This window comes from Streptomyces sp. ITFR-21, assembly GCF_031844685.1.
GTDB lineage: Bacteria > Actinomycetota > Actinomycetes > Streptomycetales > Streptomycetaceae > Actinacidiphila.
Genome location: NZ_CP134605.1, coordinates 346656 through 363022 on the forward strand (window position 1 = coordinate 346656; position 16367 = coordinate 363022).

The 16367-nt window shown below is 74.6% G+C and carries 17 protein-coding genes and 2 pseudogenes; 10 read left to right on the top strand and 9 right to left on the bottom strand.

Annotation, left to right across the window (positions count from 1 at the left end; translation table 11 throughout):
• Positions 1-103 precede the first annotated feature (103 nt).
• Both RLT57_RS01480 and RLT57_RS01485 read right to left on the bottom strand, forming a co-directional pair.
• Entirely contained in the window at positions 104-1093 is a 990-nt protein-coding gene (locus RLT57_RS01480; protein WP_311295531.1) for an Acg family FMN-binding oxidoreductase, read from the bottom strand.
• Positions 1094-1190: 97 nt separating this feature from the next.
• The gene (locus RLT57_RS01485) at positions 1191-1895 is read right to left on the bottom strand and encodes a response regulator transcription factor (RefSeq protein WP_311295532.1); all 705 of its coding nucleotides are present in this window, start codon (positions 1893-1895) and stop codon (positions 1191-1193) included.
• Between the two features lie 144 nt (positions 1896-2039).
• On the opposite strand from RLT57_RS01485, the gene RLT57_RS01490 reads away from it, so the two are divergent.
• Positions 2040-2528 (top strand): DUF1003 domain-containing protein, encoded by a 489-nt coding sequence (locus RLT57_RS01490; protein ID WP_311295533.1) that lies wholly within the window; start codon positions 2040-2042, stop codon positions 2526-2528.
• Between the two features lie 133 nt (positions 2529-2661).
• Positions 2662-3525, top strand: a complete 864-nt coding sequence (locus RLT57_RS01495; protein ID WP_311295534.1) for an LLM class F420-dependent oxidoreductase — start codon at positions 2662-2664, stop codon at positions 3523-3525.
• On the opposite strand, the gene RLT57_RS01500 is transcribed toward RLT57_RS01495, so the two are convergent.
• Positions 3522-4244, bottom strand: a complete 723-nt coding sequence (locus RLT57_RS01500; RefSeq protein WP_311295535.1) for a PhzF family phenazine biosynthesis protein — start codon at positions 4242-4244, stop codon at positions 3522-3524. The two genes, RLT57_RS01495 and RLT57_RS01500, sit on opposite strands and share 4 nt — an antisense overlap.
• Before the next feature lie 501 nt (positions 4245-4745).
• On the opposite strand from RLT57_RS01500, the gene RLT57_RS01505 reads away from it, so the two are divergent.
• Entirely contained in the window at positions 4746-4979 is a 234-nt protein-coding gene (locus RLT57_RS01505) for a DUF5133 domain-containing protein (RefSeq protein ID WP_311295536.1), read from the top strand.
• A 148-nt stretch (positions 4980-5127) separates the two neighbouring features.
• Here the strand turns inward: RLT57_RS01505 and RLT57_RS01510 are convergent, their stop codons facing one another.
• Complete coding sequence (locus RLT57_RS01510) at positions 5128-5592, bottom strand: DoxX family protein (RefSeq protein ID WP_399127825.1); 465 nt, start codon at positions 5590-5592, stop codon at positions 5128-5130.
• Between the two features lie 390 nt (positions 5593-5982).
• On the opposite strand from RLT57_RS01510, the gene RLT57_RS01515 reads away from it, so the two are divergent.
• A complete protein-coding gene (locus RLT57_RS01515) occupies positions 5983-7746 on the top strand; it encodes a protein kinase domain-containing protein (RefSeq protein WP_311295537.1) in 1764 nt (587 codons plus the stop codon).
• Positions 7747-7914: 168 nt separating this feature from the next.
• Here RLT57_RS01515 and RLT57_RS33670 read toward each other — a convergent pair.
• Positions 7915-8037, bottom strand: a pseudogene (locus tag RLT57_RS33670) (zinc finger domain-containing protein); the annotation flags it as partial.
• Positions 8038-8561: 524 nt separating this feature from the next.
• Here RLT57_RS33670 and RLT57_RS01520 point away from each other — a divergent pair.
• A pseudogene (locus RLT57_RS01520) lies at positions 8562-8801 on the top strand (transposase family protein); the annotation flags it as partial.
• A gap of 36 nt (positions 8802-8837) precedes the next feature.
• Here the strand turns inward: RLT57_RS01520 and RLT57_RS01525 are convergent.
• Positions 8838-9083, bottom strand: coding sequence for a nucleotidyltransferase domain-containing protein (locus RLT57_RS01525; RefSeq protein ID WP_311300922.1), 246 nt, complete (start codon positions 9081-9083; stop codon positions 8838-8840).
• A gap of 73 nt (positions 9084-9156) precedes the next feature.
• Here RLT57_RS01525 and RLT57_RS01530 point away from each other — a divergent pair, with 73 nt between their 5' ends.
• On the top strand, positions 9157-9459 hold the full coding sequence (locus tag RLT57_RS01530; protein ID WP_311295538.1) for a hypothetical protein: 303 nt from the start codon (positions 9157-9159) through the stop codon (positions 9457-9459).
• Here RLT57_RS01530 and RLT57_RS01535 read toward each other — a convergent pair.
• The gene (locus RLT57_RS01535) at positions 9440-10237 is read right to left on the bottom strand and encodes a DeoR/GlpR family DNA-binding transcription regulator (RefSeq protein ID WP_311295539.1); all 798 of its coding nucleotides are present in this window, start codon (positions 10235-10237) and stop codon (positions 9440-9442) included. The two genes, RLT57_RS01530 and RLT57_RS01535, sit on opposite strands and share 20 nt — an antisense overlap.
• A gap of 83 nt (positions 10238-10320) precedes the next feature.
• On the opposite strand from RLT57_RS01535, the gene RLT57_RS01540 reads away from it, so the two are divergent.
• On the top strand, positions 10321-11580 hold the full coding sequence (locus RLT57_RS01540; protein ID WP_311295540.1) for an MFS transporter: 1260 nt from the start codon (positions 10321-10323) through the stop codon (positions 11578-11580).
• 65 nt (positions 11581-11645) lie between these two features.
• On the opposite strand, the gene RLT57_RS01545 is transcribed toward RLT57_RS01540, so the two are convergent.
• Positions 11646-12014 carry an STAS domain-containing protein gene (locus tag RLT57_RS01545; RefSeq protein ID WP_311295541.1) on the bottom strand — a complete coding sequence of 123 codons (369 nt, stop codon included), beginning with the start codon at positions 12012-12014 and terminating at the stop codon, positions 11646-11648.
• Between the two features lie 774 nt (positions 12015-12788).
• Between RLT57_RS01545 and RLT57_RS01550 the strand changes: the two genes are divergently transcribed.
• Positions 12789-13283 (top strand): ATP-binding protein, encoded by a 495-nt coding sequence (locus RLT57_RS01550; RefSeq protein ID WP_311295542.1) that lies wholly within the window; start codon positions 12789-12791, stop codon positions 13281-13283.
• Positions 13284-13380: 97 nt separating this feature from the next.
• Positions 13381-13725: a cupin domain-containing protein gene (locus RLT57_RS01555; RefSeq protein ID WP_311295543.1), complete on the top strand. Its 345-nt coding sequence runs from the start codon at positions 13381-13383 to the stop codon at positions 13723-13725.
• 115 nt (positions 13726-13840) lie between these two features.
• Here RLT57_RS01555 and RLT57_RS01560 read toward each other — a convergent pair whose 3' ends face one another.
• The gene (locus RLT57_RS01560; protein WP_311295544.1) at positions 13841-14146 is read right to left on the bottom strand and encodes a hypothetical protein; all 306 of its coding nucleotides are present in this window, start codon (positions 14144-14146) and stop codon (positions 13841-13843) included.
• A 280-nt stretch (positions 14147-14426) separates the two neighbouring features.
• On the opposite strand from RLT57_RS01560, the gene RLT57_RS01565 reads away from it, so the two are divergent.
• Positions 14427-16307, top strand: a complete 1881-nt coding sequence (locus RLT57_RS01565; RefSeq protein WP_311295545.1) for a glycoside hydrolase family 15 protein — start codon at positions 14427-14429, stop codon at positions 16305-16307.
• The last annotated feature ends 60 nt before the right edge of the window (positions 16308-16367 follow it).

The following is a 16367-nucleotide window of genomic DNA, read 5'->3' on the forward strand; positions in this document are numbered from 1 at the left end:
CCTTGGTCGGCGCGCGGTATCGCACGGGTCCGCCGCGCGATCCGCCCGCGCCGGGGGCGCGCGCCGCGCGCGACCTCGGCGAGCGGGCGGCAGGTCGCGCCGGTCAGCCCCAGTTCTCGTCGCCGGAGGCCAGGACGTCCTGGGCGGGTCGGCGCGGACTGGCCGGGCCGTCGGCTCCGTAGCCCAGTCTGATCAGCATCTGTACGTGTTCGGTGCCGCCGCGGGGGTCGCGCAGCGCCCAGCGGATGTCGGGCCACTCGACGGCCTGGTGGAGCAGCGAGGCCCGCAGGCCGCGGAGGGTGGCGAGCAGCAGGATGTGTTCCAGCGCCTGTCCGGCGCGCAGCCAGTCCGCCCGACGGTCGTGCGTGGTGGACAGCACGGCGATGAGCGGGTGCCGCTCGAAGGGGACCGAGGGCCGCTGGTCCGCCGGCCGCAGCGCGGAGAAGTCGCGGACCGGCAGGTGGCCGGCGGCGTCGCGCGGGCCCAGCACCACGCCGGGCAGGCCGTCGCGGGCGCCTTCCCGTACCCAGGCGCGGCTCTCCGCCCGGCGGGCCGGGTCGCTCACCGCGAACCGCTCGGCCTCGGCGGTCAGCCGCAGGATGCGGGCGGTCTCGGCCGGACCGGGCAGGTGCAGCCGGGCGCCCTCGGCGCGGGCCGCCTCCGTCAGCTCGGTCAGGACGGCGGGCGGTACGGGCCGGCCGGAGAACGGCAGCCGGCTGCTGTGCCGCCGCCACACCGCGTCGTACAGGTCGGGCCCGTGGCGTTCGCCGCCGGCCGGCGGCCCGGCGAGCCGCACGGACGCCAGCCGGTCCGGTTCGGCCGGCCGGGGCAGCAGGCGTACCACCGGTTCCCAGCCGAAGTGCGCCACCGCGACCCGCAGGTTGAAAACGGCGGCGCCGACCGACACATGGAGGGCGCGGCCCACCGGATCGGCCTGCCGCAGCGCCCGTTCGGTGGCGGCGCGCACCTCGATCGTGGCGGTGCCGGGATCGAGCCGGTAGCGCCAGGGCTGGGTGTTGTGCACGGAAGGCGCCGCCACCGCCGCCGAGATCAGTTTCTCCAGGGTCGTTGCGTCCAGTGCTGTGGTGTGCATCCCGCTCTCCTTCGGCCGTCCTGGTGTCCAGGTTCGCCGGGGCGGGCGGGCGCGGGCAGGGGCCGTTGGTCAGCCGCCCGGGGGCCGGTCGGCCCTCTCAGCGGCGGCCGTACTCCGGTCCCGCGGCCGGTGCGCCGCTCTGGGTGGCGATGACGGCGGCCTGGATCCGGCGCTCCACACCGAGCTTGGCCAGCAGCCGCGAGACGTTGTTCTTCACCGTCTTCTCCGACAGGTACAGCTGCTTGCCGATCTGCCGGTTGGTCAGGCCCTCGCCGATCAGCGCCAGGATCTCCCGCTCCCGCGGCGACAGCCCGGCCAGCGCCTCCTGCTCGGCGCCGGCGCCCGTGCCCTCGTCCCGCAGGCTGCCCATCAGACGCGCGGTGGTCGCCGGGTCGAGCATCGACTGGCCGCCCGCCACCGTACGGACCGCCGAGACCAGGTCGGAGCCCTTGATCTGCTTGAGTACATAGCCGGCCGCACCCGCCATGATCGCGTCCAGCAGCGCGTCGTCGTCGTCGAAGGACGTCAGCATCAGGCAGGCCAGGTCCGGCATACCCGACCGCAGCTCGCGGCAGACCGAGATGCCGTCGCCGTCGGGCAGCCGGACGTCGAGCACCGCCACGTCCGGGCGCAGGGCGGGCCCGCGGGCCACGGCCTGCTCGGCCGAACCGGCCTCCCCGACCACCTCGATCCCCGGCTCCGCGTCCAGCAGGTCGTGGACACCGCGGCGGACCACCTCGTGGTCGTCGACCAGGAACACCCGGATCGGGTTCTCCGCCGAAAACTGCCGTACCTCACTCATAACGGACCTTCACACTGTCGGACGCCGGCTCGGACCCCGATCATCGCCGGTCCGACCGGCCGGGCACCAGGGCCGAACGGACCTCTTGCCGGCCCTACCGCCGCGCCGTCCCGAGCAGGTGCCCGGGTCGGGGAGCATGGGGGGATGAACCCTCACGCGGAAGACGGCCGGCTCCCCCGGCACCCAGCGGTCCGGTTGCGGCACGAGCGGGTGGTGTACACCCGGATGCGGGGCAGGCAGGACCGGGTGGCGGACGCGATCACCACGTTCGCGGGGACCATGGGCTTCGTCTATCTGCACGCCGCGTGGTTCGCCGGCTGGATCGCGCTGAACGAGGGGCTGACCGGGCGGAAGGGGGTGTTCGACCCGTATCCGTACGGTCTGCTGACGATGATCGTCAGCCTGGAGGCGATCTTCCTGTCCACGTTCGTCATGGTGAGCCAGAACCGGCAGGCCACCCGGGAGAACGTGCGGGCCGACCTGGACTTCGAGACGAACCTCCGCTCGCAGGTGTGGTCGGTGCACATAGGCAAGAGCCTGGGGCTGGATCCGCGGCACATCGAGCAGCAGGTCCAGCAGGCCATCGCGGAGAGCAGGGCGAGGCTCGGCGGGGACCGCCCGGGCGAGTCGTAGGGTGCGAGGGGCGGCGCCGCGGACGGGCCGGCCGACGCGGCGGCGCGGCGGTCCGGGCCGCGCGGGCCCGCCGGCAAAATCGCCCGGGTATCGCCGGGACGGCACGGACGAGCAGAGGCAGAGGACTGAACTGATGGAACTGGGACTGCACTTCGCCGACTTCACCTGGACCGGCGGGGCGGCCCGGCTGGGGCCGGACCTGGCGCGCGCCGCCCGGGAGGCGGAGGCGGCCGGCATCGCCCGGCTGACGGTGATGGACCACGTGTGGCAGATCGAGCACGTGGGTCCGGCGGAGAACGAGATGCTGGAGGGATACACCGCCCTGGGGTTCCTCGCGGCGCACACCGAGCGGGTGCTGCTGCACACCCTGGTGACGGGCGTCGTCTACCGGGAGCCGGGGCTGCTGGCCAAGCAGGTCACCACGCTCGACGTGCTCTCCGGCGGGCGGGCCGGGCTGGGCATCGGGGCGGCCTGGTTCGAGGGCGAGGCCGCGGGGCTGGGGCTGCCGTTCCCGCCGACCGCCGAGCGCTTCGAACGGCTGGAGGAGGCGCTGCGGATCTGCCTGCAGATGTGGGGCCCGGACGAGGGCCCCTTCGAGGGCGCTCACTACCGGCTCGCGCGGACCCTGAACTCGCCCGCGGCGCTCCGCTCGCCGCACCCGTACCTGCTGATCGGCGGCAGCGGGGAGCGCAAGACGCTGCGCCTGGTCGCCCAGTACGCCGACGCCTGCAACCTCTTCCCCGGTCCGGAGACCGCGCACAAGCTCGACGTGCTCCGCGGGCACTGCGAGGCGCTCGGGCGGGACTACGACGCGATCGAGAAGACCACCACCTTGACCGTCACTCCCGAGTCGACCAGGGAGCAGCTGCTGCGGCAGCTGACCGGCCTGCGGGAGCTCGGCTTCACCACGGCGTACGTCTTCGGCGCGGGGATCGGCGACCCGCGTACCACCGTCGACCTGCTCGGCTCGGTGGTCGCGGACGTCGCCGGGCTCTAGGGTCCGTCGTCCGGATCTTCTCGGTGCGCCGGGGCCGTCGGCGAGCCGGGCGGCAGGGTCAGGGTCTGTTCGAGGCGGACCCGGCCGCCGAGCTCGATCGTGCCGTCGGCGCCCGGGGCGGTCAGCAACTGGGAGCCGCGCCCCTGGCTGATGTTCAGGGCGCGGCCCAGCCGCTGGGTGAGCAGGAGCGCGGCGGCGCCGGTGGCCTCGTCCTCCACGGGACCCTCGGCGCGGCCGGGGAACGCGCGGGCCCGGATCCGGCCGGCGAGTTCGTCCTGCCAGCTCCAGGCGTAGACCCACTCGCCCGGCTCCGGCGTCTGGAGGGCGTCGACCTCGGCGGCGAGGGCGTACTGTCGCAGCGTCCGCGTGGGAGCCCAGCCGGGCTCGGCGGTGATCCAGGTGAACTCGCCGTCGCCGCGGGCGAAGACGTCGCCGACGGCGAGTTCCATGATCCCGATGTCGAGCAGCCAGGCCACGCCGACCAGCGGGTGGCCGGCGAACGGCAGGCGGCGCCCGGGGGTGTAGATGTCCACCACGCCGCGCTCGGGGTCGTCGACGAACACGGTCTCGCTGAAGCCGAGCCGCCCGGCCAGCGCCTGCCGAGCCGCCTCGTCGGGGAAGCGGCTGCCGTCCCGTACCACGCCGAGGGCGTTCCCGTGGCCGCCGTCGGGGGCGCAGAAGACCCGGAGCACGTCGATGTCGACGCGAGCGTTGTTCACCAGGGCATAGTGGAACAGCGGGGCCGCGCACGCACCGGCCGTTCACACACCGGACGGCGGGCGGGGCCCGGCCGCCGGCGGCGGGGCGGGACCGGTGGACGACGGCGGGGCGGGACCGGTGGACGACGGCCACGACGGCCACGACGGCGCGATCCTGCCGTGGCGTCGCGATCCAGCCGTGGCGAGCCGCCCGGCGGCCGCTCTCGGCGACGTGATCCTCGTTACACGGCCGGCGCACAACACCACCCGGGTCGGGGGGTGTTGACGGGTGCCGGACTGTCGGCGCAGCGGTCGGCAGACCGGTGACGTACCAGGTCGGAGGCGGTACGGGGCCCCTCGGGCCCGGCAGGCGCGAGCCCTTGTGGCAGCGGCGGCCGGACGGCCGGGGCGGCCGGGGCGGCGCGGAAGGGGGGCGCACGCAGGCGTGTAAGGGGCGTACGGCGGGAAGGCAACTTATGCGGCCGTGGGCGCGGTGCGAGCGGCTGCGTCAAGGAGGCAGTCATGATATGGGCCAGCCCTGCGGTGCTGCAGGAACTGATCGAACGGTACGAGTCCCTGCTCGCGCAGACCGCCGATGGAGACACGGCGCCCTGGGTGAGCAGCCGGTTGCGCGACACCGCGTACACGTTGTGCGTGTCCACGGGCACGCGTGACGTCGAGGCGGCGCTCGCGGCGGCACGAGCCCGGGTCGGCGCGGTCACGGGGTCCACGGAGCAGGCGGCCGGGGCGGTCTGACGGCCGGCACGGTCCGATCGCCGCCGCGGCACGGCGGGTGGTGGCCGCGGCGCGACCGCCCCCGACAGGCCGGGGGCGGTCGCGGCGCGGCCGGTCCTGCGGCCTCGGCGTCGGCGGCGGGGCCACAAGGACGTGGGTACCCGCCGGGCTACGGGGTCTCGGTGGCGGGCGCCGGGGCGGATGGTGCCGCGGCCTTGGCGAGCAGCCAGGACAGCGTCCAGACACCGGGGCCGGTGATCGCGAGCAGCAGGAAGCTCCAGCAGAACAGCACGGAGGGCTCACCGCCGTTCTGGATGGGCCACAGGGCGTGCTTCTGATGGACCGTGAAGTACGCGTAGGCCATGGAGCCGGAGCTGACCACGGCGGCGACGCGGGTGCCTATGTCGCCGATGCCGAGGAACACCAGGATGCCGCCGATGAGCTGGATGAGGCCGGCCCACCAGCCCGGCCAGGCGCCGACGGAGGGTCTGCCGCCGTCCGGGCCGCCGAACAGGCCCAGGACGGTGGCCGCGCCGTGGCAGGCGAACAGCAGACTGACGACCATGCGGTACAGCGACAGGACATGGGAATTGGCGTTGTCGAGTTTCTTGCCGACGTCAAGCACGGGTAACACGGGATCTCCTACGAGTCGGGTGCAGCGCTGGCTCAGGCGTTCGGAACTACCGGCCCGAAGGGGGTACCACTGCCCTCGGGTCACGGTCCGTGCGCAGACTCGTACGGAGAAGAGAGCCGTGGTGTTCACGTGGCCGGAGAAAATTCCCGACCGGGTCGGCGGGAGGCCTGGCCTGTGCGGCCGGAGCGGGCCCGTGCGGCCGGAGCGGGCCCGGCCCGGGATCGCGGCCGGTCCGCGGAGCGGCCGGCGGCCGGTCAGGAAATCGCCGCGGCCGGCGGGGACGCAGCAGGGTGGGCGGCGGATGGGGCCGGGCCGGCGGACGTCGACCGCCCGGAGCGGCGAACCGGGTGCGGGCGGCCGATCGGCGGCGGGCTGAGGCATGATGACCGCATGGCGAGCGACGGCGGAGCAGACGCGGGCGAAACCGCCCCCTCCCCACCGCCACGCGACGTGGTCGCCGGCCGGTACCGGATCACCGGGCGGCTGGGCCGCGGTGGCATGGGCACGGTGTGGCAGGCCACCGACGAGCTGCTGCGGCGGCAGGTCGCGGTCAAGGAACTGCACCTGACCGACGAGGGGCTGACCGCGCGCCAGGCGGCACTGCGGCGCGAGCGCGCGCTGCGCGAGGCACGGACCGCGGCCCTGATCCGGCACCCGCATGTGGTCGTGGTGCACGACGTGGTGGAGGACAAGGGCCACCCGTGGATCGTGATGGAGCTGATCGACGGCCGCTCGCTGGCCGACCTGCTGGAGCGCGACGGGCCGCTGGCGCCGCGCGAGGCCGCCCGGGTGGGGGCCGCGCTGGCGGACGCGCTGCGGGCCGCCCACGAACAGGACATCCAGCACCGGGACGTGAAGCCGGCGAACGTCCTGGTCGAGCGGAGCACCGGCCGGGTGGTACTGACCGACTTCGGCATCGCCCGGACGCCGGGCAGCCCCACCATCAGCGAGACCGGCGCGTTCCTCGGGTCCCCCGAGTACACCGCGCCCGAGCGGATGTCGGGCCGCGGGGCCGGCCCGGCCGCCGACCTGTGGTCGCTGGGCGCGCTGCTGTGCGCGGCGGTGCACGGCGAGTCGCCCTTCCGCCGCGACTCGATCGGCGCGATCGTGCACGCCGTCGCGATCGACGCGTTCACCCCGCCGCCGGAGGTGGGACCGCTGCTTCCGGTGGTGGTGGGGCTGCTGGACCGAGATCCGGCCCGCCGGATGGGCGCCGACGAGGCGCGGCGGCTGCTGGGGGCCTTCGCCGAGACCGGCCGGGTGCCGCGGGCGCGGGCGGTACCCGAAGCGGAGGCGGTACCGGGGGCGGAGGCGGCGGCCGGCGGTGACCCGGCTTCCGCGGCGTGCCCGGCGGCGGGTGTGTCCGGGGCGGCCGAGGGCGCCGCGGGGAGCCCGGCCGGCGGCTGGGCGGAGGCGGCCGGCTTACCCGGCGCAGCCGTTCGTCCTGCGCCCCGCGCGCCGGACTCCCGCCGCCGGAGCGGTCTCCAGGTGGTGGCCGTCGGCGCCCTGGTCGTGCTCGCGGTGAGCGCGGGCGGCGCGGCCACGTACCTGGTGGGCCGGCAGGACCCGGCCGGCCGCCCCGTGGACGGCCCGCCCCCGGCCTCGGCGGCCGGCTTCCCATCGGCCGGCGGGGGCTTCCCGCCGCCGGCGCCCGGCAGCGGTCCGCAGGGGCCGCCGCCCCAGGACGGGCAGGGGCCACCGCCGGACGCGCCCGGTATGCCGCGGTTCCCACCGGGTTTCCTGCTCGTCACCGACCCGGCGGGCTTCGCCGTCGTGCTGCCCCCCGCCTTCGGCCGCGACCCGGAGCCGCCCTACACCTATTACCGGTCGCCCGACCGCTCCGTCCGCTTCGGCGAGCGCGGGGGGCTACCGGACCCGCGCGGCCCGCTCGCGGTGCTCCGGGAGCGCCATCTGGCCGGGGCGGCGACGTATCCGGGCTACCGGGACGCGGTGGTGACCGCCGCCCAGGAGCACGGCCTGCCCGCCGCGCTGTGGCAGTTCACCTACGGCCGCGGGCAGGCGCGCCGCGCCTTCGTCCTGTGCTGGACGGAGAACGGACGGATGTACGAGATCTCCCTGTCGGCGCCGGAGAGCGGCGCGGAGCGGGCCGCGAACACCTTCGACATCGCCCGGGGCACCTTCGCCGCGGGCTGACGCCGGCACCGGAAGGCGGCCGTGTGCCGGGAGCGGGGGCGCGCGCCGTCGGGCGCGCCGTGGACGGCGTTCCTCGATCCGGTGCCGGCTGCGGACTTCGGGACACCTGTACCGGGCCCGCGGGAGGTGCCGGCCAGTGCCGCGGACGGGGATCTCCAGTTCCTCGCGGAGCGCGGGGACGAGGACGAAACGGGGGGTGTGGTACTTCGCGGCGGTCTTCCCGCCCCGGGTGCGGCAGGCGCTGCCGGCGGGCGCGTCACAGTTCGGGCAGTTGTGACGCTCTACCGCCAATGCGGCCGGATCGGGCGTGCGATTTATGCGGGAAGTCCCTCAGAAGTGCCTCGCACAACGTGCGGGTTTCGAGAGGACTTTTGCGAACGGCGACCTGCGGAAACGTGATCACTCCGGGGGCTCTCGCAGAACTCTCACAGATGACCATTTATGAGAATGACCGTGCGTGACGCCCATGGCCCGAGACTGCCAGGTAGCGCCGGTTTTCGTTCCGATGTTCCGAGCGCCGCCAGTTGCATCGGATGTGAACTCGCGACAGCCGGCGAATCGGCCCATGGGAAGAGGCCAGTCGTGGTGTTGACCTGCGGACTTGAGCGAGACCTTGAGCGGTGACGATACCCGCCGCGAGGGCTTCGTGGGACCCGTGCAGGGGCAGGGCCCCGGCAGAGTCGTTCTGTAGCCCTGTGGCGTGGGGTTCTGTGGGTGGAAGAGGTACGCGGACGTGTTCCGGTCGGGTTGGATGGAGGTTCCTGCGCCTTCACGTCCGGCCGGGGGATCACGCCCGCGCCATGTCATCGTCCCTCATGCCTGCGCCCGTTCGCCCGCCCGTCCCGGAACATGAGCTCCTGGTCCAGCTGCTCGCCGGGATACCTGATCCGCGTCGGCGGCGCGCGGTGCGTCATCCGGTGGGCGCTCTCATCGCGGTCGCGGTGTGCGCGGTGGTGGCCGGAGCCCGGAAATTCACCGCGATCGGGGAATGGGCCCAGGAGGCCGGGGGCGCCGCGTTGGAACGGCTGGGGCTGCAACGCGGCGTCCTCCCAGATCCGGCCGCTGCCTGCCGCGTCGAAGACGTATCCGGGCTAGCGGTGGCGGACTTCGGGAAAGTTCACGGCCGGAATCGCGATCTCGATGTCTCCATGAGCGCGAGTCCGCGTGCCGCGGAACAAGTCCAGCGCCCAGCTCGCGGCCACGTACCAAGGCGTGCTGATCCCGACCATATGCTGCGCGACCTCACTCGGGGTCCAGCAGGATGACCACTTGGCGTGGAGGGCTTCGATCTCGTCGGGTGACAGCTCGATGCCACCGCTGGGTAGTTGCTCGCTCACCGCAGGAATTCGTCAGCCGCGTCGAAGGTCCCTGGAGCCGTACGCAGCTGGCGATCACACAGTCACCAGCCGGTTGGACTCCTCGGCGAACGCGCGACAGTCGAATATTGAGAGCCCACCGGTACCAAGGCCGGGCCACCTGGTACCGGAGTGCGCCGCCGACGAGCAGTGCTGCGCCCAGGTGTGGCTGCGGCCGGAGGGGGCGCACCAGCTGGAGTACCGGGGCTGCGGCTCCACCGAGCGCTCCTGGACCCGGACCGCGTCCGCGGCGCGCGTCGTGGCGGCCCTGCGGGGCTGGGCCGCCGGAAAGACCGCCTGGCGGGAGTCGTTCCGGGAGGCCTCGCAGGCCTCGTGGTTCACCGGACCGACCGCGTGACCCGGGCCGGCGGCGTGACCCGGACCGTTCGCACCGCGACGCCCGCGGCGGTCAGCGCCTCGGTCTCCTCCCGGGGAGCGCCCTCCTCGGTGACAACGGTGTGCAGCGCGGCGGCCGGCGCGACGAAGGCGAGCGCGGTACGGGACAGCTTGGCCGCTTCGGCGACGGCGATCACCCGGCGGGCGGAGGCGATGGCGGCGCGCTTGGTGGCGGCCTCCGCGAGGTCGTAGGCGGTGAGGCCGTCGGCGGCGGTCAGGCCGCAGCAGCCGAGGACGGCGGTGTCGAAGCGGAGCGCCGCGAGGGACGCCTCGGTGAGCGGTCCGGTCAGGGCGAGTTCGCCGGGGCGGGGTTCGCCGCCGGGGACGAGCAGCCGCAGCCGCGGGGCGCCGGTGAGGACGCCGAGGGCGTGCAGGGACAGCGGCATGACGGTCAGCCGGCGCGGTTCGAGGGCGCGGGCGACCTCCAGGCAGGTGGTGCCGCTGTCGATGAGGACGGTCTCGCCGTCGCTGATCATCGCGGTGACCTCGGCGGCGATCCGGCGTTTGACGTCCAGCCCCTCGGCCGCGCGCAGGGCGAAGGGCGGCTCCTCGCCGCGCAGCATCAGGGTGCGGGCGCCGCCCCGGTAGCGCTCCAGGACGCCCTGCTCGGCCAGGATCCCCAGATCCCGGCGGACGGTCATCTCCGAGGCGCCGGTCAGGGCGGCCAGTTCGGCGACGCTGAGCCGGCCCGCCTCGCTCACCGCCTCGGCGATTTGCCGGTGTCGTTCGCTGCTCACCATGCCCCCATTGAACACCACCGAACCACCCACTTGTTCGGAAACGGCCTTAACGAACAGTCGTTGTGTTTGTTATGTTCGCAGGCATGCAGAGATCCCTCCGTGCCGCGCGTATCGCCACGTTCGCCTACTTCGCTCTGAACGGGCTGGTGCTCGGCATGTGGGTCGTCCACATCCCGGCGATCGAGCAGCGGGCCGGGATCGGGCACGCCGTGCTCGGCTCACTCCTCCTGCTGCTCGGCGGCGGGGCCTTCGCCGGTATGCAGGTGGTCGGTCCGCTCGCCGACCGCTTCGGCGCCCGCACGGTGGTGCCGGTCAGTGCCGCGCTCTGCGCGGCGGCCGTGGTGCTGCCGGGCCTGGCCCGCAGCGGCTGGACGCTGGGCGCGGCGCTGCTGGTGCTCGGCCTGGGCAACGGCTGCCTGGACGTGAGCATGAACGCGCACGCCGTCCAGGTGGAACGCGGCTACGGGCGCCCGGTGATGTCCTCCTTCCACGCGGTCTACTCGCTGGGCGCGGTGGCCGCCTCGCTCATCGGCGCCCGGACGCTGAGCTGGGGGTGGAGCGCGCCGGTGACCCTGGGCGGTACGGCGGTGGCGGCCGGGGCCGCCGCGCTGCTGGCGGCGCCCGCGCTGCTGCGGCCCGAGCACATATCCGTGACGCGGGCGGCGGAGGCGGCGGTGGACGGTGGAGCGACGGGCCGGGCGGCGAAGCAGGCCCGGCGGCGGACGCCGCCGCGTGTCTGGGGGCTGGCCGCCGTCGCCTTGATGGTCATGCTGTGCGAGGGGGTCGCCAACGACTGGAGCGTGCTGTCGGTGCGGGACGTGCTGGGGGCCTCGGCGGCGACCGCCGCGCTCGCCTACGGCGCCTTCTCCACCGCGATGACCGCCGGGCGGCTGGTCACCGACCGGGTGTCGGCACGGATCGGCCCGGTCGCCGTGGTGCGCTTCGGCGCGTCGACGGCGGCGGCCGGCATGGCGGCGGTGGTCCTCTCCCCCTGGGTCCCGCTGGCGCTGGCCGGGTGGACGGTCTTCGGCGCCGGCCTGTCCGGCTGCGTACCGCAGCTGTTCAGCGCGGCCGGGCACCTCGACCAGGAGGCGGCGGGCGCCAACGTCTCCCGCGTCGCCGGGCTGGGCTACCTCGGCATGCTGGCCGGTCCGGCGGTCATCGGCGCGCTCACCCGGCTGGTGCCGCTGAACACGGCCTTTGTGCTGCCGCTGGCCTTCTGCGCGATCGCCGCCGGCGCGGCGGGCCTGGTGGGCGCCGCCGCCCCCGCGGGCCCGGGGCGGCCCGCGGACCCCGCCGACCCGGCGCGGCCGTCCGCCGGCGCGCCGACCGCGGCGCCGTGACCGCGGCGCCGTGACCGCGGCGCCGTGACCGGGGACGCCCGAGCGGCGCGGCTCCCGCCGGGGGCTCAGCCGACACCCGCCTCCCCGGCGCCCGTTTCCCCGGCGGGCGCCGCCTTGGCCGCCGCCACCGTGGGGTGGATCTTCAGCACCTTGTCCATGCCGACGATGCCGATCAGCCGTTCCAGCGCCGGGCGCGGCGCGGCGATCCGCAGATCGGTCTGCCGGCCGATCGAGAGCAGCACCCTGAGGAAGCTGGAGTCGCCGAAGGTGATCCCGCTGGCGTCCAGCACCACCCGCGGGCCGCTGAGCGCGGCCCGCTCCAGCTGGAGGGTCAGCGGCAGCAGGTTGTCCAGGTCCAGCTCGCCCCGCGGTACCACGACCTGGACGTCCGTCGCGTCGGCCGAAGTCGTCCGGGCGCTCTCGTTGATCGTCATGCGCGGGAGTCTGCCCCCGAAGGCGTCCCGCAAAAGAAGTCACCGCACCCGGCCCGCCGGCTGGCCCCCGCGGTGGTCAGCGCCCTCCCCCCGCCCCGGCGCCGAACCGCTTCCCGGCGGGCCGCTCCGGGCTTCCACGGGGCGCGCCAGGTCCCGCGCCGAACGTCGGGCAGCAGGCAGCGGCCGTCCGGCGTCGGCCGCCGCGACGGCCGTCCCGGGCTCCCGCGGGTCGGCCGGGCCCCGGGCCGGCGACAGCGCGCGGCTCCCGCCGTCAGCCGTCGGACCGCCCCCGGCCCCCGCCGGGCAGCGTCGCGGCCCCCGTCCAGCCCCCGCGGCCGATGGCGAGCGGGGCCCGTACGCACGGCTGGGTATGGTCGGGGCCCCTCCGGCGCGGAGCTTCGCTCGCACGGGCGACCGGTTCCCGGTGGCCGGTCAGGACCGCACCGCCTGCGCCACCCCCCGTACGCCTTGGGGACACCGAAGGCACCGCGCCCGCTGGGCGAGGGCCGGGACACGGTCGAGAACCGCCCGACAGGAAACCCAGGCTCCTGGGCGACCCACCCGCACCGGCCGAACGGAACCACACCGCCTGCGCCACCCCCCCGTACGCCCCGGGGACACCGGAGGCACCGCGCCCGCGGGTCGGGCGCGGCACCCCCGCCCGGCCGGGGTGCGCCCCGGGCCGACGCGGAGCCGCGCCGCGGCGGTCGCGGGTGTCCCGCCGGTGTGCGGCCGGTGTGCGGCCGGTTCGAAGGGGTACGCGCCCTGACGTCGGTGGAGATACCGCCGGCCGGGGGGCCACAGGACGGCGAGCAGCGGCCCGGCGGCGGAGACGACGCCGGACCGGACGGCCCCTGGGAGGCGACGGTTTTGCGCATCAGCGAGGTCTACGGCGGCGAGACGACGGCCATCGCGGAGGCAAGACGGTTCGCCGCGGGGTTCTTCGGCCGCGTGCACCGCGAACGCTCCCTGGCGGTCTCCGCGCACGCCGTCGAGACCACCCAGCTGGTGGTGAGCGAGCTGATCAGCAACGCCGTCCGGCACACCGCGGGTCCGTGCCGGCTGGACCTGGAGCTCGTCGACCACGCGGTGGACATCACGGTGTGGGACACCTCCTCGGCCGCGCCCGCCGTCCCCGAGCCGGACCCGGCCAGGGTCGGCCGGCACGGCATCGAGGTGGTGCTCGCGCTGTGCGGCGCCCCGCAGATCACCCGGCAGGCGACGGGCAAGCGGATCAGCGTACGGGTGGCCCTGGAGCCGGCCGGCTGACGGCCGCCGCGGCGCCGGCTCTTTACGGCCCCGGCCCCGTACCGCGAGGATTGCCGGGACGGGGACCCGGGGGACGCGGAGCAAGGGGTGGTGGCGCGTGAAGGAGGAGCGGGAGTTCTTCGACGCCGGGCGACTGGCATGGCGCCCGGCGGCAGGATCGCCGGGGGTGACCGAGCGGGTGCTGTCGGCCGGACCGGACCCGGTGACCGAGCTCACCCGGCTGGCCCGCTGGGCACCGGGGCTCGACACCTCGGCGGCGGGGGTGATCCGGCACCCGTACGTCGAGGAGGTGTACCTCCTGGAGGGCGAGCTGGAGGACCTGACGCTGGGCCGTACGTTCTCGGCCGGCCACTACGCGTCCAGGCCGCCGGGCATGCCGCACGGCCCGTACCGGACCGCGACCGGCGCCGTGATGCTGGAGATCCGCCACCCGGCGCCGTGAAGGCCGCCGCTGCGGCCTCCGGCGGTGGCAGCCGGCGCGGCGGGTCTCCCACGTGCAACCGGACCCGCCCCACCGCGGGGGGTCGGCGGGGCGGGTCCGGGTGGTACGCGCCGGGTCAGGCGGTCTGTACCGCGTGCGCCGGGCAGTATTCGGGGTTGGGCCGGTCCGCCACCGGGGCACCGTTGTAGGCGCTGTAGACGCAGAAGTACGCGTTGCCGCCGTAGCCGTAGGTGCAGCCGAGCTTGCCGACGCCGGTCACCCAGCCGCTCAGGCCCCATGTCTGGCCGTAGCCGGTGATGTACTGCGGGCACTGGTAGGTCGCGGTCGGTGCGGCCGCGGCGGTGGAGCCGGTGGCCAGGATGCTGCCCGCGACGGCCAGAGCGGTGGCGGCCACGGCCGCGGCGATGCGCGTGCGGATCAAGGAGGTTCCCTTTCCTCGGGTGTGCGGCCACCGACCGGCCGCCGGTCACGCGTCGTCGGGACCAAAAGTAGCGACGTGATGACGGATCGGCACGGAAAGCGGGGATGCGGGGTGTACGAATCATCACCGTCCGTGCGTCCAGTGGGCCGACCGGCGTTGGCGGGTGCGGAGTTGGTCGGCTGCGCCTATGAACAGGCCCCGCGCGACGGTCCCGGTGCGCGCGCCGGCCCGGCCCGCGTGACCATGGAGGAGCGGGGGACCGCCGGAGACGGGACACGCGATGAGCCGAATCGGAGCCGAGCACCTGGTGGGTGCGGACTATCTGCCCGTCGCGGAGCACGGGCTGATCGGTGATCTGCGGACGGTGGCGCTGGTCGGCACGGACGGCAGGATCGACTGGTTCTGTGCGCCGCGTTTCGACTCGCCGAGCGTCTTCGGCTCGCTGCTGGACGCCCGCAAGGGCGGGCACTGGACGATCAGCCCGGACTGCCGGCAGGCCGGCCGGCAGCAGTTCTACTTCCCCGAGACCAACATCCTGATCACCCGGATGCTCACCGAGGACGGCATCGTCGAGCTCCAGGACTTCATGCCGCTGGTGCGCGAGCACGACGAGGGCCACCGGCAGCGGCTGGTACGGCGGGTGGTGGGGATCCGCGGCCGGATGCGGATGGACGTGGAGATAGCGCCGCGGCTGGACTACGGCCGCGGCCGGCACGAGACCACGGCGCTGCCGAGCGGGGTGCGGTTCGCCGGGGACAAGCTCACCGTCACCGTGCACAGCGACGTCGAGCTGCGGGCGGACGGCACGGACGCGCGCGGGCGGTTCATGATCGAGGAGGGGCAGACCGTCCTGTTCGTGCTGCACACCGCCGACCCCGCCGACCCGGCGTGCGGCGATCCGGACACGGCCGACGCCGCGAGGGTGGACGCCGGCTCCGTCGACGCACTGTTCGGCGCCACCGCCGCCTTCTGGCACACCTGGCTGCGGCAGTGCACGTACACCGGGCGGTGGCGGGAGATGGTGCAGCGATCGGCGCTCACCCTGAAGCTGCTCACCCATGAGCCCACCGGTGCCATCGTGGCCGCGCCGACGCTCGGGCTGCCCGAGCAGCTGGGCGGCGAGCGCAACTGGGACTACCGGTACGTGTGGATCCGTGACGCCGCGTTCTCGCTGTACGCGCTGCTGCGGCTGGGGTTCACCGGGGAGGCGAAGGCGTTCATCCAGTGGCTGACGGCCTGTCTGCGCACCGCGGGCGACGAGGGCGGCGGGCCGCTGCGGGTGCTGTACTCCATCGACGGGCACGCGGACCTGCCGGAGTACCCGCTGGACCACCTGGAGGGCTACCGCGGATCGCGCCCGGTGCGGGTCGGCAACGGGGCCGCGGGCCAGCTCCAACTGGACATCTACGGTGAACTCATCGACTCCATCTACCTGTTCAACAAGTACAGCGTGGGCATCTCGCACGACAGCTGGACGGACCTGTGCACGATCGTGGACTGGCTGCTGGACCACTGGGACGCACCCGACCAGGGCATCTGGGAGACCCGGGCCGGCCGGCAGGACCACACCTACTCACGGTTGATGTGCTGGGTGGCGGTCGAGCGGATGATCAGGATGGCCCGTCAGCGCGGGCTGCCCGGCGACCTCATCCGGTGGTCGACGGCCCGGGACCGTATCTACCGCCAGATCATCGACCGCGGCTGGGACCCCGCGGCCGGCACGTTCGCGCAGCGGCTGGCCGACGAACGGGACGGGTCCGCGCCGCCGGTGGTGGACGCGTCGCTGCTGCTGATGCCGATGGTGAAGTTCCTCTCGCCCGACGACCCCCGGTTCCGTTCCACGGTGGACGCGATCGCCGAGCAGCTGGTGATGGACAGTCTGGTCTACCGCTACGACCCGGCGGTGTCCCCGGACGGGCTGTCCGGTGCGGAGGGCACGTTCTCCATCTGCTCGTTCTGGTGGGTGGAGGCGCTGACCCGCACCGGGCAGATCGAGCGGGCCCGGCTGGCGCTGGAGAAGACCTTCACCTACGCCAACCACCTGGGCCTGTACGCCGAGCAGATCGGGATGACCGGCGAGCACCTGGGGAACTTCCCGCAGGCGTTCACCCACCTCGCGCTGATCAGCGCGGCGACCAACCTGGACCGTGCGATGAAATGACCGGGCGGGGCCGGGCCGGGCACAGGAGGGATCCGCGTGACGGCTGCATGCGGACGCCCG

Excerpts from the sequence above, each read along its gene's own strand:
- RLT57_RS01515 (WP_311295537.1), top strand. The coding sequence starts at position 5,983 with ATGGCGAGCGACGGCGGAGCAGACGCGGGCGAAACCGCCCCCTCCCCA.
- RLT57_RS01485 (WP_311295532.1), bottom strand. The coding sequence starts at position 1,895 with ATGAGTGAGGTACGGCAGTTTTCGGCGGAGAACCCGATCCGGGTGTTC.
- RLT57_RS01545 (WP_311295541.1), bottom strand. The coding sequence starts at position 12,014 with ATGACGATCAACGAGAGCGCCCGGACGACTTCGGCCGACGCGACGGAC.
- RLT57_RS01565 (WP_311295545.1), top strand. The coding sequence starts at position 14,427 with ATGAGCCGAATCGGAGCCGAGCACCTGGTGGGTGCGGACTATCTGCCC.
- RLT57_RS01540 (WP_311295540.1), top strand. The coding sequence starts at position 10,321 with ATGCAGAGATCCCTCCGTGCCGCGCGTATCGCCACGTTCGCCTACTTC.
- RLT57_RS01505 (WP_311295536.1), top strand. The coding sequence starts at position 4,746 with ATGATATGGGCCAGCCCTGCGGTGCTGCAGGAACTGATCGAACGGTAC.
- RLT57_RS01490 (WP_311295533.1), top strand. The coding sequence starts at position 2,040 with ATGAACCCTCACGCGGAAGACGGCCGGCTCCCCCGGCACCCAGCGGTC.
- RLT57_RS01480 (WP_311295531.1), bottom strand. The coding sequence starts at position 1,093 with ATGCACACCACAGCACTGGACGCAACGACCCTGGAGAAACTGATCTCG.
- RLT57_RS01495 (WP_311295534.1), top strand. The coding sequence starts at position 2,662 with ATGGAACTGGGACTGCACTTCGCCGACTTCACCTGGACCGGCGGGGCG.
- RLT57_RS01535 (WP_311295539.1), bottom strand. The coding sequence starts at position 10,237 with ATGGTGAGCAGCGAACGACACCGGCAAATCGCCGAGGCGGTGAGCGAG.